The sequence below is a fragment of the Kibdelosporangium phytohabitans genome (assembly GCF_001302585.1).
GTDB lineage: Bacteria > Actinomycetota > Actinomycetes > Mycobacteriales > Pseudonocardiaceae > Kibdelosporangium > Kibdelosporangium phytohabitans.
The window spans coordinates 3,465,487-3,486,633 of the sequence record NZ_CP012752.1 but is presented as its reverse complement, the minus strand read 5'-3'; the positions used below and the strand labels follow the sequence as shown (position 1 = coordinate 3,486,633).

Annotated in this window: 24 protein-coding genes and 3 pseudogenes; 11 read left to right on the top strand and 16 right to left on the bottom strand. The window is 65.2% G+C overall.

Annotation, left to right across the window (positions count from 1 at the left end):
* Positions 1 to 385 precede the first annotated feature (385 nt).
* From AOZ06_RS61265 to AOZ06_RS16205, 3 genes are all read right to left on the bottom strand, one after another.
* The gene (locus AOZ06_RS61265; protein ID WP_157233049.1) at positions 386 to 1,339 is read right to left on the bottom strand and encodes a LysR family transcriptional regulator; all 954 of its coding nucleotides are present in this window, start codon (positions 1,337 to 1,339) and stop codon (positions 386 to 388) included.
* Positions 1,340 to 1,485: 146 nt separating this feature from the next.
* Complete coding sequence (locus AOZ06_RS16210) at positions 1,486 to 1,875, bottom strand: nuclear transport factor 2 family protein (RefSeq protein WP_054290156.1); 390 nt, start codon at positions 1,873 to 1,875, stop codon at positions 1,486 to 1,488.
* 2 nt (positions 1,876 to 1,877) lie between these two features.
* Positions 1,878 to 2,207, bottom strand: coding sequence for an SDR family NAD(P)-dependent oxidoreductase (locus AOZ06_RS16205; protein WP_054290155.1), 330 nt, complete (start codon positions 2,205 to 2,207; stop codon positions 1,878 to 1,880).
* A gap of 83 nt (positions 2,208 to 2,290) precedes the next feature.
* Here AOZ06_RS16205 and AOZ06_RS16200 point away from each other — a divergent pair, with 83 nt between their 5' ends.
* On the top strand, positions 2,291 to 3,199 hold the full coding sequence (locus tag AOZ06_RS16200; protein WP_054290154.1) for a LysR family transcriptional regulator: 909 nt from the start codon (positions 2,291 to 2,293) through the stop codon (positions 3,197 to 3,199).
* Positions 3,200 to 3,364: 165 nt separating this feature from the next.
* Positions 3,365 to 3,709 (top strand): cysteine hydrolase family protein, encoded by a 345-nt coding sequence (locus tag AOZ06_RS56300; RefSeq protein WP_157233048.1) that lies wholly within the window; start codon positions 3,365 to 3,367, stop codon positions 3,707 to 3,709.
* On the opposite strand, the gene AOZ06_RS16195 is transcribed toward AOZ06_RS56300, so the two are convergent.
* Positions 3,706 to 4,170: a YciI family protein gene (locus AOZ06_RS16195; protein WP_236952255.1), complete on the bottom strand. Its 465-nt coding sequence runs from the start codon at positions 4,168 to 4,170 to the stop codon at positions 3,706 to 3,708. The two genes, AOZ06_RS56300 and AOZ06_RS16195, sit on opposite strands and share 4 nt — an antisense overlap.
* Positions 4,171 to 4,421: 251 nt before the next feature.
* Positions 4,422 to 4,595, bottom strand: coding sequence for an RCC1 domain-containing protein (locus AOZ06_RS62080; RefSeq protein ID WP_169798931.1), 174 nt, complete (start codon positions 4,593 to 4,595; stop codon positions 4,422 to 4,424).
* 111 nt (positions 4,596 to 4,706) lie between these two features.
* Between AOZ06_RS62080 and AOZ06_RS16190 the strand changes: the two genes are divergently transcribed.
* Together AOZ06_RS16190 and AOZ06_RS16185 are read left to right on the top strand one after the other, a co-directional pair.
* Positions 4,707 to 4,916, top strand: coding sequence for a hypothetical protein (locus tag AOZ06_RS16190; RefSeq protein ID WP_054290152.1), 210 nt, complete (start codon positions 4,707 to 4,709; stop codon positions 4,914 to 4,916).
* Between the two features lie 56 nt (positions 4,917 to 4,972).
* Positions 4,973 to 5,308, top strand: coding sequence for an NIPSNAP family protein (locus AOZ06_RS16185; protein ID WP_054296682.1), 336 nt, complete (start codon positions 4,973 to 4,975; stop codon positions 5,306 to 5,308).
* Positions 5,309 to 5,600: 292 nt separating this feature from the next.
* Here the strand turns inward: AOZ06_RS16185 and AOZ06_RS16180 are convergent, their stop codons facing one another.
* Entirely contained in the window at positions 5,601 to 6,455 is an 855-nt protein-coding gene (locus AOZ06_RS16180; protein ID WP_054290151.1) for a TIGR03564 family F420-dependent LLM class oxidoreductase, read from the bottom strand.
* Positions 6,456 to 8,320: 1,865 nt separating this feature from the next.
* Between AOZ06_RS16180 and AOZ06_RS16175 the strand changes: the two genes are divergently transcribed.
* From AOZ06_RS16175 to AOZ06_RS16170, 3 genes and pseudogenes are all read left to right on the top strand, one after another.
* Positions 8,321 to 8,653, top strand: coding sequence for a transposase (locus tag AOZ06_RS16175; RefSeq protein ID WP_083471724.1), 333 nt, complete (start codon positions 8,321 to 8,323; stop codon positions 8,651 to 8,653).
* A gap of 82 nt (positions 8,654 to 8,735) precedes the next feature.
* A pseudogene (locus tag AOZ06_RS62075) lies at positions 8,736 to 8,930 on the top strand (IS3 family transposase); the annotation flags it as partial.
* 17 nt (positions 8,931 to 8,947) lie between these two features.
* A pseudogene (locus tag AOZ06_RS16170) lies at positions 8,948 to 9,535 on the top strand (DDE-type integrase/transposase/recombinase); the annotation flags it as partial.
* Positions 9,536 to 9,607: 72 nt separating this feature from the next.
* Here the strand turns inward: AOZ06_RS16170 and AOZ06_RS16165 are convergent.
* Positions 9,608 to 9,787: a hypothetical protein gene (locus tag AOZ06_RS16165; protein WP_054290150.1), complete on the bottom strand. Its 180-nt coding sequence runs from the start codon at positions 9,785 to 9,787 to the stop codon at positions 9,608 to 9,610.
* A 574-nt stretch (positions 9,788 to 10,361) separates the two neighbouring features.
* Positions 10,362 to 11,231 (bottom strand): tetratricopeptide repeat protein, encoded by an 870-nt coding sequence (locus AOZ06_RS16160; protein ID WP_063810046.1) that lies wholly within the window; start codon positions 11,229 to 11,231, stop codon positions 10,362 to 10,364.
* Positions 11,232 to 11,779: 548 nt separating this feature from the next.
* Here AOZ06_RS16160 and AOZ06_RS16155 point away from each other — a divergent pair.
* From AOZ06_RS16155 to AOZ06_RS61260, 3 genes are all read left to right on the top strand, one after another.
* Entirely contained in the window at positions 11,780 to 12,013 is a 234-nt protein-coding gene (locus AOZ06_RS16155; RefSeq protein WP_054290148.1) for a hypothetical protein, read from the top strand.
* Between the two features lie 630 nt (positions 12,014 to 12,643).
* Positions 12,644 to 12,793 (top strand): hypothetical protein, encoded by a 150-nt coding sequence (locus tag AOZ06_RS56295; RefSeq protein WP_157233046.1) that lies wholly within the window; start codon positions 12,644 to 12,646, stop codon positions 12,791 to 12,793.
* A gap of 97 nt (positions 12,794 to 12,890) precedes the next feature.
* Positions 12,891 to 13,292 carry an ATP-binding protein gene (locus tag AOZ06_RS61260; protein ID WP_083471723.1) on the top strand — a complete coding sequence of 134 codons (402 nt, stop codon included), beginning with the start codon at positions 12,891 to 12,893 and terminating at the stop codon, positions 13,290 to 13,292.
* Between the two features lie 169 nt (positions 13,293 to 13,461).
* Here AOZ06_RS61260 and AOZ06_RS16145 read toward each other — a convergent pair whose 3' ends face one another.
* The 5 genes from AOZ06_RS16145 to AOZ06_RS16125 all read right to left on the bottom strand — a co-directional run bounded on the left by AOZ06_RS16145 (position 13,462) and on the right by AOZ06_RS16125 (position 17,696).
* Complete coding sequence (locus AOZ06_RS16145) at positions 13,462 to 13,791, bottom strand: helix-turn-helix domain-containing protein (RefSeq protein WP_054290146.1); 330 nt, start codon at positions 13,789 to 13,791, stop codon at positions 13,462 to 13,464.
* Between the two features lie 1,033 nt (positions 13,792 to 14,824).
* Positions 14,825 to 15,091, bottom strand: a complete 267-nt coding sequence (locus AOZ06_RS16140) for a hypothetical protein (RefSeq protein ID WP_157233045.1) — start codon at positions 15,089 to 15,091, stop codon at positions 14,825 to 14,827.
* A 1,202-nt stretch (positions 15,092 to 16,293) separates the two neighbouring features.
* Positions 16,294 to 16,713, bottom strand: a complete 420-nt coding sequence (locus AOZ06_RS16135; protein ID WP_054290144.1) for a DUF1761 domain-containing protein — start codon at positions 16,711 to 16,713, stop codon at positions 16,294 to 16,296.
* The gene (locus tag AOZ06_RS16130) at positions 16,710 to 17,123 is read right to left on the bottom strand and encodes a VOC family protein (protein WP_054290143.1); all 414 of its coding nucleotides are present in this window, start codon (positions 17,121 to 17,123) and stop codon (positions 16,710 to 16,712) included. Before AOZ06_RS16130 ends, AOZ06_RS16135 begins: the two co-directional genes overlap by 4 nt.
* 12 nt (positions 17,124 to 17,135) lie before the next feature.
* Positions 17,136 to 17,696, bottom strand: coding sequence for a hypothetical protein (locus tag AOZ06_RS16125; protein WP_054290142.1), 561 nt, complete (start codon positions 17,694 to 17,696; stop codon positions 17,136 to 17,138).
* 191 nt (positions 17,697 to 17,887) lie between these two features.
* Between AOZ06_RS16125 and AOZ06_RS16120 the strand changes: the two are divergent.
* A pseudogene (locus AOZ06_RS16120) lies at positions 17,888 to 19,009 on the top strand (amidohydrolase family protein); the annotation flags it as partial.
* 23 nt (positions 19,010 to 19,032) lie between these two features.
* Here AOZ06_RS16120 and AOZ06_RS59915 read toward each other — a convergent pair.
* The 3 genes from AOZ06_RS59915 to AOZ06_RS59905 all read right to left on the bottom strand — a co-directional run bounded on the left by AOZ06_RS59915 (position 19,033) and on the right by AOZ06_RS59905 (position 21,035).
* Entirely contained in the window at positions 19,033 to 19,926 is an 894-nt protein-coding gene (locus tag AOZ06_RS59915; RefSeq protein ID WP_236952252.1) for a LysR family transcriptional regulator, read from the bottom strand.
* 200 nt (positions 19,927 to 20,126) lie between these two features.
* A complete protein-coding gene (locus AOZ06_RS59910; RefSeq protein ID WP_054290139.1) occupies positions 20,127 to 20,624 on the bottom strand; it encodes an ATP dependent DNA ligase in 498 nt (165 codons plus the stop codon).
* Between the two features lie 15 nt (positions 20,625 to 20,639).
* Entirely contained in the window at positions 20,640 to 21,035 is a 396-nt protein-coding gene (locus AOZ06_RS59905) for an ATP-dependent DNA ligase (RefSeq protein ID WP_236952251.1), read from the bottom strand.
* Positions 21,036 to 21,147: the final 112 nt, after the last annotated feature.

Sequence of the window (21,147 nt, the reverse complement as noted above, 5' to 3'; positions counted from 1 at the left end):
GGCGCGGTGGCGCGATGGTGCTCCATGCCGTCACCGAAGCGTTCAACAGGCCCCACAACTCGGGACATGTCCTTTCGTACCCGAGAAAGCTGGCCGGTGAGCATCTGGTCAGCTGCCGGTGCTGGCAGATCATTTGGCAGCGGCAGTAGGGTTTGGAGGTGCTACTACGATGGCACCACAGGAGCCGACTAGTTGTCCACCCAGCTTCAGTCCTGCCCTTTCCGCCATATTTCCGATTGACCAGCACATCGATCCCACCAGCATCGCCGCACGTGTGGATTGCGGCGACGACGCCGTCGCCCTTTGCCAGGAGTGCGCCACAGCCGCATTACGCCGCCCTTGGCGGTCGAGAAACGCACGGCAACTACCTGTCGCTTCATGTGACTTAAAGCAGATGGGTTGAAGTGTCCCTATTGTGCGGCCATGCTTTTCTCAGCGCCGCCTGAACCGCTTTGACTACTGGACCATTTTCCATTTTGTCGAGCCACGCGATCGCCGACGTACACAGAGGCAAGTCTTCAACGTCCACGTAAACGACTCCAGGCCGCACGAATAAATCCTTGGCAGCAGCGGGCAAAAAGGCGATTGCGGAGTTTTGGGCGACTTCGGCAAGCATGCTCTCGACGTCACGGACGACCGGACCGTATTTGACCGGCACTCCACTTGGACGCGGATCGACCGCCCAAAAATCACGCCACTTCCGGGGAACCTCGTCTGGGAACGAAACCACACATCGATCCTCCAGATCTACGAGTTTCACCAAGGGGTGCGCAGAGAGCGGGTCGAGCGCGGACACGCACGCAACCATTGCTTCACTCCGCAAGTGATGAACACCGATGCCGTCCGGAACTGGCGGTCGGCAAAACACCACGTCGACCCGGCCCGAAATCAGATCATCAAATTGAGAAACCGCGTCGAGAAGACGCAACTCTACTTGGGCGGAGGGATTTTGAGCGCGCAACTCCTGGAGTATCGATGTGGTATGGTCCATTGCCGCCTCCGCACCCACAGTCCCAATGACGACTCTCCCACTCAAACCGGTTGAGTAGTCATTGGAAACACGCTGCAGTCGGGCGACGGCATGCAGTACCTCAAGTATCGCAGGAAGCAAAGCGGCGCCGGCTTCAGTTATCCGGACCACCCTGCTGGTTCGCACCGCCAACTGAACCCCCAGCCGCCGCTCGAGCGCGCTGAGCTGGCGACTCAGCGCTGGCTGACTCATGTACAGCCGAGCTGCCGCTCGCCCGAAATGCAACTCCTCTGACAACACCCAGAAAATTCTGAGTTGGAGCACTGTAGGTGCCGTGTCCAATTCTTTGTCAGACGGCAGCATCAGCATGGTCCACTCATAACAGTGTCGACCGCACTCCTTGATCGAGGCCCATCGGTGGCTCGACGTGTCCAAGGGACGATGGAGCACTGAACCGGGGCACCAGCTGCCATGTTCGCATCAGAGAAAAACTTCAGCCGCACGCAATTCTTTCTTCAGAACATGGAGTTATCGTTCGCCGGGTTCTCAGGCACCGCTTGCACTACATCCCAGTGTTCGACGATCTTGCCGTCTCGTAGGCGCATGATGTCCACGAAAGCGGAACCGCGATCACCGGAGCCGAATTTTATCAGGCCATGCGTGACGACCAGATCGCCTTCCGCGATGATTCGTTTGATTTCGAGCGAAAGGTGCTCGGATTGCCCGACCAGACTCGCCAGAAAGTCGCGACTGGCTTCAATTCCGTCCGGCGCATGCGGGTTGTGCTGCACATAAGCGTCGCCGACGTGCTCAGCAAACGCTTCCACCGGTTGCCTTCGGTTGAAAACCATGTCCAGGTACGCCCGAACGACCGTTTTGTTTCGTTCCAATTCCGACACATTCATCCTTAGACTCTGCGAGTGAGTGACGCGGAAACCTGATCTGCCGGGACCAGCCACTCCACGACAACGCCCGCGTTGTTGATCAGAACATCGAGTTTTCCCGAGTTTGAGTCGATATAGTTCACAGCGGCGTCGATCTGCAGCTGGTCAGTCACATCAAGCTGAACGACGCGAATATCCCCGCTCAGATCCTCAGCTGCTCGCTGACCGGGACTGATGTCTCGGGCCCCGAGGTAGACTGTCATCCCCGTTGCCGCCAGACGACGAACGATCTCCTCGCCGATACCCTGGTTCGCTCCAGTCACCAGAGCCACACGCGCCTGGCATTCCTCCATGTGACACCCCCTTGCGGTACCAGTTCAGCAGATCACCGAGCAGGTGCAAAGATCAGTTGAGCATATGCTTATACTCAAACGGTATGACAGGTGTAGAGGTCAGGGAGTTGCAGTACTTCAGGGCCGTGGCGGAAGAACTGAGTTTCTCTCGTGCGGCGGAGCGGCTTGGGATGACCCAGCCGCCGTTGTCACGAGCGATCCTTCGACTCGAACACAGGGTCGGCGCGAAGCTGTTCGAACGCACCACCCACCGGGTAGAACTGACTGTTGCCGGTCTGACGCTGCTGGAGGAAGCAACTCGTGTACTCGACGCGGTCTCGGCTGCCATACTTCGGACCGCCCGCGCCGCGCGAGGCATACCACCTCTGGTCATCACCGCCAAGGCGGGCGTCGTCACCGATCTGCTCCGTCGGGTCGCGGATGCCTATCGCACGTTGAATACCGACGTTGAAATCGAGATGATCGTCAGTAGCTACGGTGAGCAAGCGCAAATGGTACGCGACGGCCGTGCCGACATCGCGCTGATAGGCTCACCCGCCGAGCATCGGGGTCTCGAGATCGAAACCCTGGCGTGCCTACCGCGAGTTGCCGCTATGCCAGCGCGTCACTCGCTCGCCGCGCGAACCACGCTGTTTTGTCGGGACTTGGTCGGCCTGCCGTTCCCGCAGGGGCCGAACGCGACTCCTGCCCAGCAAGCGTTCTGGGCAGGGCAGGACGAGCAAGAACATCCAGTTCTGAACACGGCGGGGCCAGTGGTGACCGACAGTTCTCAGCTGCTCGAAGTCGTCGCGCTCGGCCAGGCTGTGGCTCTGGTTCCGGTAACGCTGGCAGAACATGCCCCGCGGGCCGACATCGCATACCGGCCTGTGCTCGACGCCAGTCCGTACCGTGTTTCGATCGCCTGGCCCATGGGAAGCCGCGACCTTCGCACCGCGCACTTCGTCCGCACCGTCATGGAACTCAGTTCTTCCCACTTTCTTGAGAACGACTAACCCCGACCCGCCTTCAACGAAGAAGTTTCTATCACGCGGAGAGTTCAGCAAGGTACAACAGTTCCCCATTTGCTCGCGCATTTCAGTGGGAGCTGGCCTCCAGCCGCAGTGCAGCACTTTACTGCCCGCAACGCGATGAATCGATTTTTTTGACAGGGTGTTGACATGACAACAACCGCTGCTCTACTCATCATCGACGTGCAGGTCAAATATATAGCGGAGGCCGCAAACGGTGATGCGCTCGTTGATATCATCGCCGCTCTCCGTGCCAGGGCAGCCGCTGCGGGTAATCTCATTGTCTTCATCCAACACGAGGAACAAGGATTCGGTCCTGGCCATCCCGGCTGGGAACTCACGCTCCGCTCTCGACAGGCGAGTGATCCGGCGCCTTGGACTGACCGTGCGCAATCCAAGGCGTCGTCTTTATGGAAAATTGTCGTCAATCCTGCATTTCACACCTTCAAGATCTTTCGACTCTGGTCGAAGGCTCGCTCAGGTGTAATTCTCTAGCTGGCTTCCCAGAGGGGCCTGACCTCAAGGCTTTCGCCCGTGGCTGGCCAACTCTTCGCTATTTCGACCGCTTCTTGCATCCCTGCGGCCTCGATGAGGATGTAGCCGCCAAGGGTCTCATCCGAACCAGCGAAAGGCCCTTCGGTGACCACAGGGGCCAGGTCGGCGTCCCGCCGGATAGTCACCGGCGCAATCGACTCCGTCTCGAAAGCTTCGCCGCCGAGTAGATATCCTTCGGCAGCCGCGCGCTTCATCCATTCCTCAATTCCTCGGCGGTGCGCAGCTCTATCTTCGACTACTGACTTTCGGGATCGTTCGTTCTCGATGATGACGAATGCAAAACGCATAACGTTGCCCTTCTTCGTTCGATATTCAGAGCGGGTCAAGGCCCGCGTTGTTGAACACAATCGGGATGGTCGTGCAAGCTCGGACAGGGCCGTCCACGACAGAAATTCCCGCACCGTGCAACGACGATAGCAGCTCGCGAAGTATCCGTCATGGCCACATCGGAGCGGAGGGAGTGACGCCCGGAGTGTGATCACACAGATCAGTGAGGCAAGCACGGTCTGTAGACCTTGACCCGGCTCCAGCGTTGCCACGAACGCCACGCTGTCGTCGACGACGCCTTCGTCCAGCAGACCAAGGCCATCATGTCCCCAGCTCCGCAGAACGCAGCCAGCCGTGACCGCGCACATCTGGCCGGTCCCGCCGGTCAGGGCACAGGAGTGGCCGCGTCCCCCGCTACCCCGGTCGTGCTTGGGATCCCTTGTACCACTACGGGTGGTAGGCGATCGATGGTGTTGCCGTCACCGAGCTGACCCGTCGTGTTCGCGCCCCAACAGAAGATCGACCAGGCGATGACTGCGCGGGAAGGGTTCTCCGCCACCCGGATCCTGGTGGCAGCGGCAAGCCCGGTGGCCGGTACCGGGTTGAGACGCCGGGGTCACGGTGCCGTCACCGAGCTGCCCATGCAGGACCCAGTCAGCATCCTTGGCTGGTGGCCATCCGCGACAACCTGGAAACCCGGATCGTTGAGCCGAAAGGGAAGGCTCGATCGGCGAAGTACGGACTGCACCTCTGCTGCAGCGGCGCTGAGGACGAGCTTGTCCAGATCGGCGCGGCGCTCCAGCGTCGAACCGGTGCGGTGACGTACGGCATGCCGACGTTCGACCCACCCCCGGTCGAGCACCATCCACACCTCAACTGAGACGACGGCTCACCACGTCCTGGCACGCCGATCAGGGAGTGTTGCTAGTCTCAGTCGTGATCACTTGTGTTGTCGAGTACGTGATCGATCCTGCGAAGATCGACGCGTTCGAACGTTTCGGTCGTCGCTGGATGGATTTGGTGGATCTGCACGGTGGCATCCACCACGGTTACTTTCTGCCAGCGGAAGGCGCCAGCGACAAGGCTTTCGCCCTCTTCAGCTTTCCCAGCCTCGCGGCCTACGAGGACTACCGGCGGCTCTTCGGCGTCGACGCCGACTTCATCCAAGCGGATCGCATCAGGGACGAAAGCGGTTGCGTGCTCCGCTATGAACGGACCTTCATGCGTCCTCTCCTACCGGGGCAGGGCAACATCGAGTCGCAGCCTGACTGATCACTGTCGATGGAACAAGCACACGAGGCCATGTCGCCGGTACGCGCTCTTCCGGCACGGATCGGTCAAGTACTTTCGGTCAACGGCAACGCGCCCCTCTGCCGGCGAGCGGTCGCGTCTACCGGGCTGCGCGCATCGGGTCCGCGAGACAGTGTCCTATATGTACTACCTGGCGTCGCTAGGGGACGGCACTCGCGCCGGTGATCACCGTGCACCACACCGATCGCGGCAGCCCACGACACGCGCATTCCATGACAGACATCCTAGGACACAGAACAGCGTGTGGCGCGGCCTACAGGGAGCTGGCTAGTTGCCCGACCAATGTCAGCGTCCTGGCCTTCTCGACGTCGTTGCCAACGAGACTGACCAGCACATCGGTCGCACCCGCGTCGCTGTACGCACGGATCGCGGCGGCGACTGTGTTCTCGTCCCCGGCGACGATCGTCTCCGCTACGTTGCGCTGCCCCTGACGGTCGAGGAGCGTCCGATAGCTGGCGAAGTCCGACGCGGAGCCGAGCACACTGGCGACCTCGTCGCGCACCACGTCCGGCCTGGAGGTCACGCTTACCATCACAACCGCCACAACACGTGGATCTTCGGCGACGGCGTCGATCCTGGGCCGGATGTGATCGGCGATCGTCGCCGGAGTCGCCCACACCGTGACGGTACCGTCGGCCAGTTCGCCTGCGATGCGCAGCATCACCGGGCCAAGCGCGGAGAGCAGCACCGGCGGAGGCAGCGCACCGGGTACTTGGACGTGGCCGGCGCCCGACAGTTCGGTGCGCAGCGCGGTCAGGTACTCGCGCGTGTGGTGCGCGGGCCGGTCATAGGACAAGCCGTACACGCCCTCAATGAACGGTTTGTGGCTCGGCCCGACCCCAAGGGTGAATCGATTGCCGGTGGCGGCAGCTGCCGTGAGTGCCTGTCCGGCGAGTGAAATCGGGTGGCGGGGGTAGGTCTGCACGACAGCCGTGCCCAACTCGATGCCGGGCACGGCCGTCCCGGCGAGCGCCGCGACGGTAACCGGGTCCCATGCCAGGACCTGGTTGAAGAAGACGCTGGCCAACCCGTGTTCGGCCGCTGCGCGTGTCCGCGCGATCTGGGACTGGAGATCACCCTGATCTCCGATGTACAGACCGATTCGCATCGTTCCCCCAAAATGGTTTCATCATGCGTGATCTACGTTTCCCGCTCTCAGGTCAATGCGCACCCGACCGCTGTCAACAGCGCTCCGCGAGTGCACCGCCATCCGCAGTGTACACATGACTGCGTCTACAGTGGACCAGATGCGGGTAGCGGCTGGTCCGGCATGCCAGCGTAGCGGCCGTCGAGCGGTTGCCGCTGCCGAGAACGAGATTCCCTTCCCATCTTCGATCCCGGGGCTACCCGCGATGATGGCCGTGCGCCGGTCGATCGGCGTGCACGGGATGGCGAACCGCGCCGAGCTTGGCGTCGCGGCCCACGCGACTGGATGCCCATCCTGATGTTCACGTGGCCCGCGGTCCGGTATCCCATCGTTCGTTCAACCGGTTCGACCGTCACGCTTCGCAGCCGTGGCGGGCGCCAGCACCGCAGCCGTGTTGTCCTCGAACTCGCCGAAGAGCAGTAGCGGGCGGGAACATGTCGTGCTGCCGCTCAGTGACGTGCCGCTGCACGGGCCAGACCACCGCTCCCTGCGGGGTCACCTTGTCGCGCAGGGAACTGCCCAGTTGCCACGTGCGCGGCGAGCTCGCAGTGTCCAAATTGGACAATTTGAGCCCGCCGTACCGCATGGGCACCCTGCGCGCAGAGCAGCCCCACCACAGCGTCATCCCTGGCCGCGAGCACCCAGGTTGCTTGTCGTCGCCGAACTTCTCCTGTGGGCCGAAGCGCCGTCTCCGTCGCTGGTTCCTGAACACGCAGACCGGGGCGGCCGAGGTTGGGGGGGTGCCTCAGCCACCCCGGCTTTCCAGCGCACCCAGCCGACCATGGTTCATTCGACTGGGTGCCCGGGCCCGCACGTGTTCGTGCGAGCTACGTGGCCCTGGGGTCGGCCACGCATCCGGGCGGTTCAGAACCGGCCTTGGAGCGCTTCCCGCCGGATTGCTGGGGCAACCACGATTCGCCGTCGGGGCCATGCACACCGGACGCAGGAGAGGGCAGTTCCGGCGCTGGCCGCCATGGCAGCGATCAACGCGCCTCACCAGCTCCGGGTACCGGGTCTCGGCCACGACAAAACCCGCCGGTGACGGCTGACAGAACTGACCATTGGCGCCGGCGCACCCGCAAATCTGGAAGAGTCTCTCTCCACAGGGGTGGTGAAATCCACGTTACCTGCTCTGTAGTTCGAGTTGTGATAGCGTTTTCTCATCGCGCCGACCGACTACCCGCCCGCCTCGATCGGAGGTAGTCACACCCGGCGCTCACGGTAAGAGTGGCCGAATATTTGTTCGGCTCCACGGATGCACGACGCCGTACGCGTGATCCCAGCTGTTGTTTCTCAGCGAAGAGCCAGTAGTCACCAGGCGAGAATCGACACAGGAGTTCGAGCTGCGAACGACGAGGTGCGCGCGGGCCGTCATGGATGAACCAGCCGACTCCGTACAGGCGGATGGAGGTGCTGCCACGTCGAGTCCGACCACCACCGATCCGATTGACGCGAGCACCTGACACTGTTTTCTTGAGCGGAACGCGAGCATATAAATTGAACCCTCCGCGATGGAACCCCGATATTCAGATTCAATGAGGAGCTCGCTTGCGGACACAGCGAAACGCAGCCACAGAAGTCCCCAGTCACAGATCAACACCTTGGCAGGCAGCCCGCAATCCGGCAAGCATCGATCCATGCAAAAGCTCGATTGAATCAATGTGATAGTTGCATTGCACGGAGCAAGCGATCGAGTACCGCGCGCCGCGATGTCACGGACATCGGCACAAGCCCGTTCTCATGGACGGTCCACTGTCCATGACGTTGGTGAGGTTCACCCCGTGCAGTGGACACCGAGTTAGCAGGATGATGTTCCTGCTGGAAGGATGTCTGTCATGCCTCCTCGTCAGCGCCGGTCGTACACGGCCGAGTACAAGGTCGAGGCTGCGCATCGGGTGATCGATTCCGGTCGGACGATCTCCGAGGTGGCTCGTGAGCTGGGGATTGACCCGGGGATGTTGAGTGTCTGGGTCACACACGAACAGCGTAGGGTCGCCGCGGCCGAAGCCCACGGGGACACACCCCTGGAACCGGCGGAGCGGGCCGAGTTGCAGCGGCTGCGCCGCCAGGTGGCCGAGCTGGAGAAGGACAACCAGTTCCTGGTAAAAGCTTCGGCGTACTTTGCCGCGACGCGGAAGAATCGACCCGGTTCGAACTGATTGCCAAGTACGCCGGCCCCCACGACACACGACCGGCGACACCAGCTCCTCACCGGAGAGCAGGCGGTTCTCGGTACGGCGGATGGCGCGACTGTTGGGTGTGCCCAGTTCCGGCTACTACGCGCACGTGAAACGCGCCGCGGCGACGGTGGTGACGCCGCGGCGGCAGCGCCGTGCTGATCTGGAGGCCAAGGTCACCGAGGTGCACCGGGAACCTGGTGGTACGTATGGATCTCCTCGGATCACCGCGCAGCTGCGTGGCCGGGGTGAGGTGGTGAGCCCAAGACGGTCGCCAAGGTCATGGCCTCGATCGGGCTCGAGGGCATCAGCCCCCGCACGTTCAAGGTCAGGACCACGATGGTGGATCGGGCCGCGTCGCTCCCGCCGGACCTGGTCAACCGTAGCTTCGACCAGGGGCGGCTGAACGCCGTGTGGTTCACCGATATCACGTGTCTGTCCTGTGGTGAGGGCGAGATGTTTTTGTGCGCGATCCGCGATGGGCACTCCCGGAAAGTGCTCGGGCACAGTGTGGCTGACCACATCAGTGCCGAGTTGGTCACCACGGCCATCGAGACCGCCGTGACCGCCCGAGGCGGCCGATCCCGTGGCACAGTGCTGCATTCCGACCGCGGCGGTGAGCACACGGCACATCTGACCGCACAGATGTGTTTCCGGCATGGGCTGCGCCGGTCGTTGGGCGCGACCGGGATCTGCTGGGACAACAGCCCGGCGGAGTCGTTCTGGTCGACGTTCAAACATGAGGAGTTCTACCGGCACGTCTACGCCACCAAGGCGGAACTCGTCGGCACTCCGCACTCGGGATGCTCAGTCCCAACGACTACGAGAAGTTACTCCACGCGGCTGCCGCCTGAACCCACGTAAGCCCCTGTCCACCGTTCGGGGTGAACCTCACCCGCCGTCGCGGCGACTCTGCGGCCGAAGTCCTCGCCGTGGTCACGCCGAGCGGAAACGTTGATCGAACTCGTCCAGGTCATCACGCAGGCGACGCAGTTCACGGGCGTGCTGGCTCAATCGTCGGGAGTGCTGCTCGACGCGCCTCTGAAGTTCCGCGAAGTCGCCCGTGGGAGCGACCTCATTCTCGTCTGCGGAGCCTTCAGCGGTGGAGCTGTTCATCGGACAACCTCCGGACCCACCCTGTGTACTCAAGGTGCGCACAGTCCATACCCGGTATCACCGTTACCTAAACCCGAGCGCGCCACCGTACAACCGGGTATCAGGACGATCGCGTCCTCGGCCGTCAAGGCGGCCACCCCGCCAGTCTGCTCGACCGGCGGGGTGGCCGCATCCCAGGTTGCTGATCAGTGTGGCCATGAGTCCTAGCCGCTGGTGCCGTGTGATTCGGGTGGCGGGTGGTGGAAACGGTTGCTGCGGCATTGGCTGGCCGAAATTTCATCCAAGCAGGTCACGCGGCACAGTGGTACTCGTCGAGGATGCCCCGCTGCCAGCGTCGGCGGATGTCGAGTTGGCTGATCGGGACTGGATCGGTGATCGGCTGTAGCAACGGATCAGGCCAGCGTCCTCGACAGTCAGAGCATGTGGAGCCGGACGGTGGACCGACGGGCACCATGAGCGGAAGTGCGCGTCACAGCTGCCGAGGTGCCGTGCCCATCGGGAACGGCTGTGGACAGCTGGTCGCCTGTCGGGACAACGTCCCCGCCGGACCGCCGAAATCCAACGGCGTGAGCGCTCAGGCCTGGTCGGTCACCACCTCGAACTCGGTCTCCAGCAGTCCCCGTGCGTCCAGGTCGCCCCAGTAGGCGGCGAGTTCGAGAACCTGGGCGGCCTCGTCGTCCTGGCCGTGCTCCAGCAGGAACGCACCCAGGTGATAACCCCATGACGGCTCGTGCAGGTCGCCGGCCAGCCGGTACTCACGCTCGGCGGCGTCCACATCGCACCGGTGGTGCTGCAGGAACCTCGCGTAGTCGATGTGCGCCTGGGCCGCTCCCAGATCGATACCGGTGCGCAACAGGTGCTCGGCCTCATCGAGCCGGCCCAACTCGGCATAGACCTCGCCCAACGCACAGTAGGTTGTGGGCGCGTCCGCACTGAGGTACCTCTCGGCCACCGCCTGCGCGGCGGCGATGTCGTGCAGATCGCGCAGGTAGGTGCGGGCCAGGTCCGCTGGGGCGAGCACATCACCGGCCGCGATGGCGCGCTCGAACATGACCACCGCTTCCGCCTGACGGCCCTGGCCGGCCAGAAACAGCGCGAAGCTGTTCATCGCTTCGCCGTCATTGGAGGCGATGGCGACCTGGTAGGCCTGCTCGGCGTCGTCGGCCAGGTCGAGGTCGGCCAGCACATCGGCCAGCACGCCAGCCAGGTCGGTGCGCCCACCGGCGACCAGCGGGGCGAGTAGTTCGTGTGCCTCGATCAGTTGCCCGCGTTCGCGGTAACCACGAGCCAGCAGCGCAGCCGCTGCCGGTTCGCCCGCGGCGACAGCTTGCTCCAGAATGTCGATCGCCCGCTGATGCGGGCGCCGGTCGATGGTGTCGGTGGTGGTGTCGTCGAGCAGTTCGGTGCCGCGACGGCTCAATGGGCCTGTGACAGGCTGGTTCATACATTCACCCGCAATCTCAGCCCAAGCCTAGACCCGCGGACGGCTGTGTTTCGACCAAGCGCGGCACCCGACCAGCGACCGGACCGGTCCATCGGTGCACAGCACCGCGTCGGCCAGTTCGAACTACCCGCCCGCCCGCGTGGTCAAGCACCCATCGAACTCATGCCGGGACCCATCCAGGTCCCCGAGCGCCCGCTCCCGGTGCGGATGCCGAGAACGGGTTGATCGGATGGATCACCCGGCCGGTCGTCCGCAAGGCACTGACCAGCAGCCCGCGATCGGTCCCGATCGCCGCTGGCACTGGGTCCTCGGGGGTGTCATCGGCCTCGGCCAGCATCTCACTAGCCGTCCATGACTCCAGCGCACCGCAGGACCTCGTTCTGTCAAAGAGCTCGAAGGCTCGGGAACATCCTTCGGGAGGTCACCCCCGCAGCGGGCTCGAGCAACGACATCCCGGCACCACATCGGCTGATCCGCCGCCAGACGCGTCTTCAGCCCGCACTGACACCAAATCACCAGCAACGTTGCGACGGTCACTGGAATCCGCCGTGCTGCAGCAGTTGCGGCCGCTGTCCAAGCCGGTCGATCCGGCATCACGCACGGAGTCCGGGGAGTTGGTGCAGTGTGACCTGTGGTTCCCGCCGGTGGACGTGCCGCTGGGGTTCGAGCAGGTGGGTCGGCCATCGATGCTGGTCATGGTCAGCGGGTACCCGCGGGTGCTGACCGCGCGGATGCTGCCGTCGCGGCAGTCGCCGGACCTGTCGGCCGGGCATTGGCGTTGATCAGCGGGTGGGACCGGGTGCCGAAAGCGTTGGTCTGGGACAACGAGTCCGCGGTCGGGCAGTGGCATGGCGGGCACCACACCTGACCGAGGCGTTGAACGCGACCCCGGGGCCCTGGGAACTGGCGCGGTCGAGCGGCTCGCTGACCGAGGCCGTTCAGAAGGCTGGTCGCACGAGGAGTTCCTCGCGGCGTGTCTGCGGGAAGTCGCCGCCCGCGAAGCGCACGGCGGGGACGTCCGGACCCGTTCGGCGAGTTCCCGCCACGGAAAGCGTTGCAGGAGTTCGGCTTCATCCACCAACACTTTGTGAAACGAGAGACGATCACACCTCGGAACACTGGATTTCATTGCGGACAAGGAAAACGTGGTGTTCCTCTGGCCCCGCGGTGCTGTCCGCACCGCGTCGATCCGCACACAGGTATGCGGCCAGAGAACCCGAACCAGATCAGGATCAACACTCGGTTCGTGATCAACCACGGTGCGGCCGCTGATCACCCGGGCACATCACGAAAAGCGGGCCTGATCCAGGGTTCAACGGTGTTGACAAACGGTTCACCTCCGCCCTTCCTGCAAGGCGGGCGAAGCCTGTGGCGATGTCCACGCCGCGTGGGTACCAGTGTGGGCTACGGGCGTGGTCCACGCCAACCAGGACACCGAGAAGGCCGGGCGGGTGGTGCGCGTGGTCGATGGGTCCACCATTGTGCGCCGTGACTTGGCAGTCACCGGACTTCAGCAAGTGCTGTCGATTCACCCGACACTGCGGGACGCGCAATCGGTGTAGGGGTCCTGGACCCGGCTGGGGCACGAATCGCGGGGGATGACTCCGTGGAGTCCACTGGCGCCTTTGCTGGGGACGGGTGAGGACGCGCCGATGCTCGATGACCAGAATTCACTGCCGTTACCCGTCCCTCTGCGTGCGTGGGCCGAGAGTTCGCCGTCGTTCGCCGCGGAGGTGGTCTCCCGTTCCGACATCACCCGGCCGCACGTTCACACCCAGCTCGCTGCCGCACCTGAGCAGGTGCGCGTGGCCCGTTCCCGGGTCGCCGGCTGGACCCGGGCAGGTCGGCTTCCCGGACGACGTGGGCCAGGACGCTGTGCTGGCCGCCGACGAGGCGGTCAGCAACGCCATCGACCACGCCTGTCCGGGTTCATCCGGCACCTTGACGCTGTTCGCCGCGTGCAGCCACCCGGTCAGCGTGGTGCGGATCGTCGTGTCCGACCACGGCCTGTGGCGCCCGCCCCAGCCGAACCCCGCTTGCGCGGGCGGAGCCTGCCCATGATGGAAACTGGCGCACGTGTTCCGGCTGGTGCACACGCCGCACGGCACGACCGTGGTCCTCGGCTGGTCACTACCCGGTTAACGATCATCCTCGACGAGCGAAAACCCAGGGGATGCCAGCCGACAGGTTCGGCGCCCCGGCTCCGTTACCTCCGGGATGGGTGGCCTGGTCAGGTGTGCTCGTGTCCGGCGTTGAGCCGCAGTGCTTCGTGGAGTTGGTCTTCCAGGGTGATGATCCGGCAGGCCGCGTCCAATGCGGTGCCCTGATCGATCAGCTCCCGCACCCGCGCGGCGATGCGCAGCTGGTGACGGGAATAGCGACGATGCCCACCGGTAGAACGCTGCGGCGTAATCAGCTTCGCCTCGTCCAGGCTCCGCAGGAATCCGGCTGAGGTGCCGAGCATTTCCGCGGCACGGCCCATGGTGTAGGCCGGGTAGTGTTCATCGTCGAACTTGTCGGCCGCACTCGCGCCGGCCGTGTCTCGCGGGTTAGGGATCATCGCGCCTCCACATCACGAGGGGCCCCGGCGCGTGTAGCGCCGGGGCCCCAGGGGTTCAGGTTTCATCACCATCAACCGATCATGAGACCGGTTTCCTGTTTCCGCGTGGCCCGCCCGAGAGGCAGAACCCGCGGGGATCGCATCTGCGTGACCGAAGACCACCTTCCATTCCGATGGGACTGCGGTACCCGCCCGGCGCTCTACAGCCTGAAGCGGGCGATCCGACGGCGTGTAACCCTGCCCTTCTCCTCTGACTACCTGACGTGCACTACCTGTACTGCCACTTACCGGGTTACGACGTGCACTTCGACTTGCTGTACCACCACTGACACGTGCTGTACTGCTACTACGTAACTGTCGTGCTTGTCCTCTCGCAACGAGCACGTCTGGAACCCCTCACCTGATCCGGGCCCAGCACCTGACGCCGCTGGCCACCCGCCGGAACCCCTTCTACTGATCGGCTCCGGCGCACCTGACCGTCCTGCACTTCATCTCTGACTCGCGGGCGTCGAACACCTCCCGCGTCCTGCTGTCGTACCCAGTGGTGTCGTGCCGTGTGCGTTTTCACCTGACTCACCGCGCGGGACCGGGTGCACAGTCCGATCCCCTTCGGCTCACTGCTTGGGCCACCCGCCGGAACCCCTTCCATTGATCGGCTCCGGCGCACGTGACCGTCTGACCACTGCTGCACGGGAGTACGTCATCTCCCGCGTCGATCCGTCTTGCGTTCCTTACCACGACCGTCCCGCTGAGCCCTGGCGTAGCTGCCCAGCACCATCGACGGTCCTCGGCCATCTACCGGAACCCCGTACCGTGATCGGCTCCGATACGCCTGGCCGTCTTACCTGTGCTTCACGGGTAGTTCGTCATCTCCCGTGCCATCGGACGTTTTCTTTCCTTGTGATGCCAGAACACTACACGCACTCACGGGCGAATGTCTACCTCGGCCAGCATAGATTTACTCGGACGGGTGACGCATGTGTGCTCCGGCGTCACGCGCGCGTCGCTGACCTGCGCAGACACTGACCGGTTCCTATGCCGGGCGTTCCTGCTGAGTGGCCAGCTGGGTGACGGTCCGGCGTCGGTAGTCCACATCGGCCACCATCTGATCCAGGATGCGCAACGCCTCCGCCGCGTCCTGCGCCTGGACCCGGTCGCACACATACCGCGCCAACCCGACCAACTCCTCGGGCCAGCTGTCCCACGCCGCCCGGGCGGCCTGGATCAACGGGCTCAGATGCACGGTGTTCCATTGCGCTTCCGCGGTTTCCCTGGCCGGCCTCCGTCGCTGGGTGTTCACCCTCCGCACGCCACCCGCACGAACACGCGGCGACGAAGCCCCGCAACGAGCTGGTCTCCTCGGTCCACTCCGCGCTGACCGTGCCATCGCCGAGCTTGCGCGCGGCATACCCCTCGTGATCCTCAACCTGCTGCGCGTACGGACCCGTGTAACGGATACCCATGCTGGTCCCTCCCGGAGGCTGGTCTGCCTGCTCGACGTCGGCGAGTGATCCTGCCACCTCGGCTGATCGGCCACCTGATGTCACGGGTGCCTGGCCGGCGCTCGACACCGGGCGGTTCGTGCTGAACAGGTGAACCGACGGGCACCAAGAACGGGTGCGCGCAACTCCTCGCGGATGATCCCGGTGCCTCGACCCACACCACGTCCGCCCGGCCGGGACGCGGATCGCGCCGCGCCGCGCCGGAGATGCTCGATCCCAGACCGACGGGTGAAACCAGGTCCTTTGGGACGCGTGGGGCCAGGTCGCCAGTGCTGGCCACTGTCGGCCGGGACAGCGGGGTGCGGTTGTGGATCGAACGGTCGCCCGGTTGCCGCCCTACCGGTCAGACACTACCGGGGATATCGACGCGCTAACCCGCGCTGAGGACGCAGTCGCAATGGCGATCGTGGCGCGGACCGCCCACTGCCGGCACTGGCATCGACCCCGGCACCCGAACGCGTCTCCAGCATCTGCGCCCAGTTCCTCCGCTCCCAAGCAGAGCTCCTGCTGGCCTGCGACTCTTGGGACGCTACTCGTTCGCCGCCTCCCAGCTGGGCGACAACCTGCGTCCACTGCCCGATCCCGACGCGACGGAGGACGACCTTCAGGACAAGGGACTCGGCCGCGTCCATGTGAACCGATCACCGTCCTCGCCCACCGCGACGCGCTCCGGTGGTGCTGTCCGGGTGGTTCGTGGTGGTGTTCGCGGGCGGGCAAGACGACTCGTGTGGCCCGTCGTTTCAACTCAGTGGGCCCTGTGGCCAAGTCACGCAAACCGGTGACGCCGTCGAGCCTCACGGTGGACACATCGGCATGTCGCCGTAAGCATTGCAGAGTCCCGGCACGCTGCCCGCGAATCGCAGGTGGCCACGTTGCGTTCAGTCGATACGGGTGGTGTGAGTCGGTGCCGACCAGCGTGATCACCCTCGTCAGCATGTCGCGCGCCGCCGAGGCCACAGGTTCCGGCCCGTGCCGGAATTCCCAGGTTCGAGCGTGGTTTTCACGCCTTCCTCCTTACCAGGACGAGGACCATGACCAGGGTGGCAAGCAGTGCGTCACCGATGTGCAGCAGGTACAGCCCGAACGGGTAGTGCTCGTGGATCACCGATCCGAGCACCGCCATGGCCTGGAAGCCGAGCCACACCAACGCTCCCACACCGATCGCCGCTCGCCGTGCGTTGATCGCGAGCCGATGCAGCAGGACAGCCAGGACGGCCGCGACGAGAATGTTGCGTCCTAACTGGACAGCGATCGCCAAAGGGTCCGGTGTCGCGGTCGCGCCGCCGCGCAAGTGCTGGTAGACCTCACCGAACACCATGTAGTAAAGCGTGCTGGCCAGGATGGTTGCCAGCGCGGCCACCAACACGCGGCCACCGCTGCCGAACGTGCGCGCGACTGTGCGCTGGGTCAACGCCGTCACTGGGTCTTCTCCTCACCGGGCGCGGAGCTTTCGCTGACGTACAGGACGTTGCCGTCCAGGTCGCGGAAGTCGAACATGGGTGGCACGCCCGGCCAGCGCAGCAGTTCGTCGACGTCCACGCCGTGGCTGGACAGTTGGGCGTGCAACGCCGACGCATCCTCGGTCGTGAAACGGATCCCGGTGTCCACACCCGCGAACTTCTCCGCACGGGCCGGGGTCAACGCGACCGTCACGGCGGACCTGGGCGGGGACAGCTCGATCCAGCGGCCGCCGAACTGCCCGATCGGTGCGTCCATGAGCTTCTCGAAACCTAGGACGCCGATGTAGAACTCCAGCGCCCGGTCCTGGTCGCTGACCGGGATGCCGACGGTTCTTATCGCGTCGATGCGTGCCTTCTGCTGGTTGGTCATGATCTTCGTTCCTCACTTGTTCTCGAGTACGGTCTTGAGGTCGGCCAGTCGTTTCCGCCAGAACGCCCTGGCCTGCTGTGCCGTGGCTGGGTCGGGCAGCAGGTCGTGCTCCACGGCGACCTGGCTGCGACCATCGCCCTTGGCGTCGAAGGTGACGCTGACGCGGGTACCGTCACCGACCCAGTCGAAGCGGATCGACCGGTGCGGCCTTGACGTGCGTTCAGTCAGCACGACGTCGGGCAGCCATCGCTGCCGATTTCGGAGATCCGCGACGGCCTGGTAAAGACGTCCGACGGGCACACCGACCGTCTTGCTGGCGCCGACCGTGAAGGTGCCGCCGGGGCGTGCACCGGGTGGACGCGACCCGCGCGCCTGCTCGTACTCGACGATCAGTTTCTGCGCCCACCACGCGCTCAGCGCGTGCTCGCCCACCAGCCAGTCGGCGATCTCCCGGAACGGACGGCCGGGCGCACCCCACTGGTCGAGCAAGGCGAACCACTCCTCATAGTCCCTGCCGACCGCCCGTCGTGTCCGGGGACGCTCATCCTGTGGGTCCCGTTCGGCCGCGATCATCGTGTCCTCCTCAACAGTGCGCTCACCGGGACGTAGAAGCCGTGTCGCTGTTCTCTCCATCTTCGGGAGAAGTTCTTGGCGGGATCAACGGCGACAGGCTCACCGCATCGGTGAGCGTGGCTCAACGATGCGGTGAGCCGACGGTCGTTGTTCGAGCTGGGCGGGCCGGTCAGGCTGAACGTGTGCAGAGCATGTGGTTGACCAACGCCAGGGTGTTCGACGCGACCGGGGCCGCGGCCCGTGACGGCCGGGCGATCCTGATCGAGGACGGACTGATCGCCGCGGAGGACCAGGCCGGTGCCGTGCCCGACGGCGTGGACGTGATCGACCTGGCCGGGCGTACGGTCCTGCCGGGACTGATCGACGCGCACGCCCATGTCTTCGCCACCCCGCCGACGCCCGACGACGGCGCGGAACCGCTCTGGCCGGGGTTGACAGCGCATTTCGTGGCCACCGGCCTGCGGGAGGCCCTGCGGATGGGTTTCACGACCCTGCGTGATGTCGGCTCGTACGGCGACGAGGTGATCACCGCCCGTCAAGCCATGCGATACGGGGCCTTCCCCGGGCCGCGCCTGCTGACCTGCGGCAGGATCGTGTCGGCGACAGCGCCCGGTGGACGTTTCTTCGACGGCATGTACCGCGAGGCGGACGGGCCGGACGAGGTGCGCAAGGCAGTCCGCGAGCAGGTGCGCCGCGGCGCGGACTTCGTCAAGGTCATGTCCACCGGTGCCCGATCGGTCGAACTGGAGGATCCCCATCCCGCGCAGCTGACCGGTCCCGAGATCGCCGCGCTGGTCGACGAGGCACACCGGCTCGGCTACCGGGTGGCCGCGCACGCCGAGGGCCTGGCCGGGACCGAACTCGCCATCCGGCTGGGCGCCGACACGATTGAGCACGGGATGTACCTCAACCAGCGGCCCGACCTGCTGGACGAGATGGCTGCGGCAGGCCAGGTCCTGGTGCCCACCTTGTCCTGCTACTACGGTGTCGCGTCCGGACAGTGGACCGCGCCCCTGGTCCGGCTCGCCCGCCACAACCTGGCCGAGGCGTCACGCACCCTGCTCGCCGCGCGGGCCGCGGGCGTGCCCATCGCGCTCGGCCACGACTGGCAGCCGTTCTCCGATGCCGCTGTCGAGCTGATCCGCCTGGTCGAGCACGGCATGACCACACACGAGGCGCTGCTCGCCGCCACCGCGACCGGCGCCCGCGCACTCGGCCTGGACGACCGGCTCGGCACCATCCAGTCCGGCAAGGTCGCGGACCTCACCGTGGTGGACGGTGACCCGCTGACTGACCCGGTGCTGCTGCGCGACCGGGCCCAGATCTGGTTGGTCCTTCAGCGAGGCGCCCCTGTTGCCGGAGCGGTGTTCGACAACTCGGCGGCGATCGCGGCGAACGCCCGAACCGCCGCCGACTCCCGCTCGGTCACCCACACCAGCGCGCTCTCCAACGCAGGCAGGCCACGAAGCGGAACCACCGAAACCCCGGGATGACTGTAATAGTCCACGAGGGTGGCCACAGTGGGATGCACGATCTCCCCGCGGGCCACCAGGGACAGCACCTCGACCATCCGCCCCTCGCGATGCCTGCCGACCGGGCCGGGATACAGCACCTCGAGCGTCTCCGAAGGAACCACGTCCGTCGCGTCGACCATCGGAAACGCCTCGAGATCCGCGGGGGTGGCATGGCCACGCTCGGCCAGCGGGTGCCCGGCGCGGACCGCGACCGCGCGGTCGTCACGCATCACGACCGGCCCCACCGTCAGATCTGGTTGCCGAACAGGCAACCAGTGCGCCACCAAGTCCAGTTCGCCGCGCCGGAGCCGGTTGAGCGCCTCACCAGGAAACGCCTCGTGGACAACGACCTCACACCCGGGATGCGCTGTCGTGAACACCCGCACGATCTCAGCGAACACCGGCCCACCGGCCGCGAAGTTCAGCAGGCTGATCCGCAACTTCCCGGTGATCCCCGCCGCCACCTCGCGGACCTCACCGAACGCCTGGTGGATCTCCTCGTAGGCAGGACGCAGCCGATCCCGCAGCTGCTCGCCCAACGGCGTCAACCGCACCCGCCGCGACGTCCGCTCGAACAACACGCCGCCGATCCGCGACTCCAGCACACGCACTGTCTGACTGATCCGCGACGACGACAGGTACAGCCGCTCCGCCGTCCGGCCGAAATGCAACTCCTCGGCCAAAACCAGAAAGATCTCGATCTCGCGGAGTTCCACCACACCACCCCGCCCGCTCCGACCACCTGTTACGCGGGCCAAAGTGTACATCCGGGGCAGGTCCTGGAGGTGAGTCGCTGTGCTGCCGACGACCAAACAACCCCGTGACACAGGCGATCGACAGCACAGTCGCAGGACTGGAGGAGTCCGTTCATCGGTCGGACACCGACGGCTCCACGGGACGCGGGACACCAAACCAGTCAGGCCACTCCGCGAACCTCGCACGGGCACATCCACTCTGACTGCCCGTGCCCGGCGCACGTCGTCGCGCGGCGGCGCGACCGCGAACGGATGCGTGCGCGCTCGATCGAGTGCAGCCCGGCCTGGAGGTCGGTGCGTTCTCGCTCGGAGAATCCCGTGCCCACATCACCGATGTACACGAGATTCCCGGTGTCAGGATCCTGCGCGCCAAGCAGCAGTCCGCCGAGTGTCCCGGCCAGCCGGTTCTGACCCGGCCGCCAGCCACAGACGACGACCTCTTTCGGGTGGATCAGCGGGTGCTTCAACCAGAAATCGGGCCGCTGTCCGGGACTGTACTTCGAGGTCCGCAGCTTGGCGATCAACCCCTCATGGCCCGCTCGGCTGACGCGCCCCAGCAGTTGCTCGGGAGTCATCCGGTCGGCCGCCAGCGCCTGGAACGGGAACGCGGGCACCACCGCGATTCGGTACGGGTCGGGCATGGACTGTTCGTGCAGCACGGCCCGGCGCTGGTCCTACGGTGCGTCCAGCAGACTCTCCGCACCGAGACGCAGCCGGTCGAACGCGAGGAACCGCGCATCAGCACCCTCGAACGGCGTGCCGCCACGGGTGATCCGGCTGTGTCGGCGGTACTGGCCACGGCGCTCCTGCAACGCGCCGAAATCGATCTGCCCTGCCTCGTTGTAGACGACGATCTCGCCGTCCAGGACCGCGGCTCGGCCGTCCAGGCCGGGAGCGAGCACGCCAGCCAGCGACGGGAACCCGTCGGTGACCACGATCCCGTTGCGGCTGGTCAGTGCTGTGGTTCCGTCGGGTGCGACCTGCATACACGCCCGATAGCCGTCCAGTTTGTACTCGTCGGTCCATTCCGGACCCGACCGGAGCCGGCCGCTGTCTGGTTTGGCCAGCACCGGTTCGATCCACGCGGGGACGTCGTGGGATGGGGTCGAGCTGACATCCCGGCGGTGACGGCCGACCACTTCGGCGCACGGGCAAGGGATGGGCCCCTCTCCTCCGCCACGT

Bases quoted from the DNA above. Each gene is read 5' to 3' on its own strand.
- AOZ06_RS61265 (WP_157233049.1), bottom strand. From the start codon at position 1,339: ATGCTGATGCTGCCGTCTGACAAAGAATTGGACACGGCACCTACAGTG.
- AOZ06_RS16165 (WP_054290150.1), bottom strand. From the start codon at position 9,787: ATGAACAGCTCCACCGCTGAAGGCTCCGCAGACGAGAATGAGGTCGCT.
- AOZ06_RS16205 (WP_054290155.1), bottom strand. From the start codon at position 2,207: ATGGAGGAATGCCAGGCGCGTGTGGCTCTGGTGACTGGAGCGAACCAG.
- AOZ06_RS16145 (WP_054290146.1), bottom strand. From the start codon at position 13,791: ATGATCCCTAACCCGCGAGACACGGCCGGCGCGAGTGCGGCCGACAAG.
- AOZ06_RS56300 (WP_157233048.1), top strand. From the start codon at position 3,365: ATGACAACAACCGCTGCTCTACTCATCATCGACGTGCAGGTCAAATAT.
- AOZ06_RS61260 (WP_083471723.1), top strand. From the start codon at position 12,891: ATGACCAGAATTCACTGCCGTTACCCGTCCCTCTGCGTGCGTGGGCCG.
- AOZ06_RS16160 (WP_063810046.1), bottom strand. From the start codon at position 11,231: ATGAACCAGCCTGTCACAGGCCCATTGAGCCGTCGCGGCACCGAACTG.
- AOZ06_RS16130 (WP_054290143.1), bottom strand. From the start codon at position 17,123: ATGACCAACCAGCAGAAGGCACGCATCGACGCGATAAGAACCGTCGGC.
- AOZ06_RS16210 (WP_054290156.1), bottom strand. From the start codon at position 1,875: ATGAATGTGTCGGAATTGGAACGAAACAAAACGGTCGTTCGGGCGTAC.
- AOZ06_RS16175 (WP_083471724.1), top strand. From the start codon at position 8,321: ATGTCTGTCATGCCTCCTCGTCAGCGCCGGTCGTACACGGCCGAGTAC.
- AOZ06_RS16200 (WP_054290154.1), top strand. From the start codon at position 2,291: ATGACAGGTGTAGAGGTCAGGGAGTTGCAGTACTTCAGGGCCGTGGCG.
- AOZ06_RS16125 (WP_054290142.1), bottom strand. From the start codon at position 17,696: ATGATCGCGGCCGAACGGGACCCACAGGATGAGCGTCCCCGGACACGA.
- AOZ06_RS16180 (WP_054290151.1), bottom strand. From the start codon at position 6,455: ATGCGAATCGGTCTGTACATCGGAGATCAGGGTGATCTCCAGTCCCAG.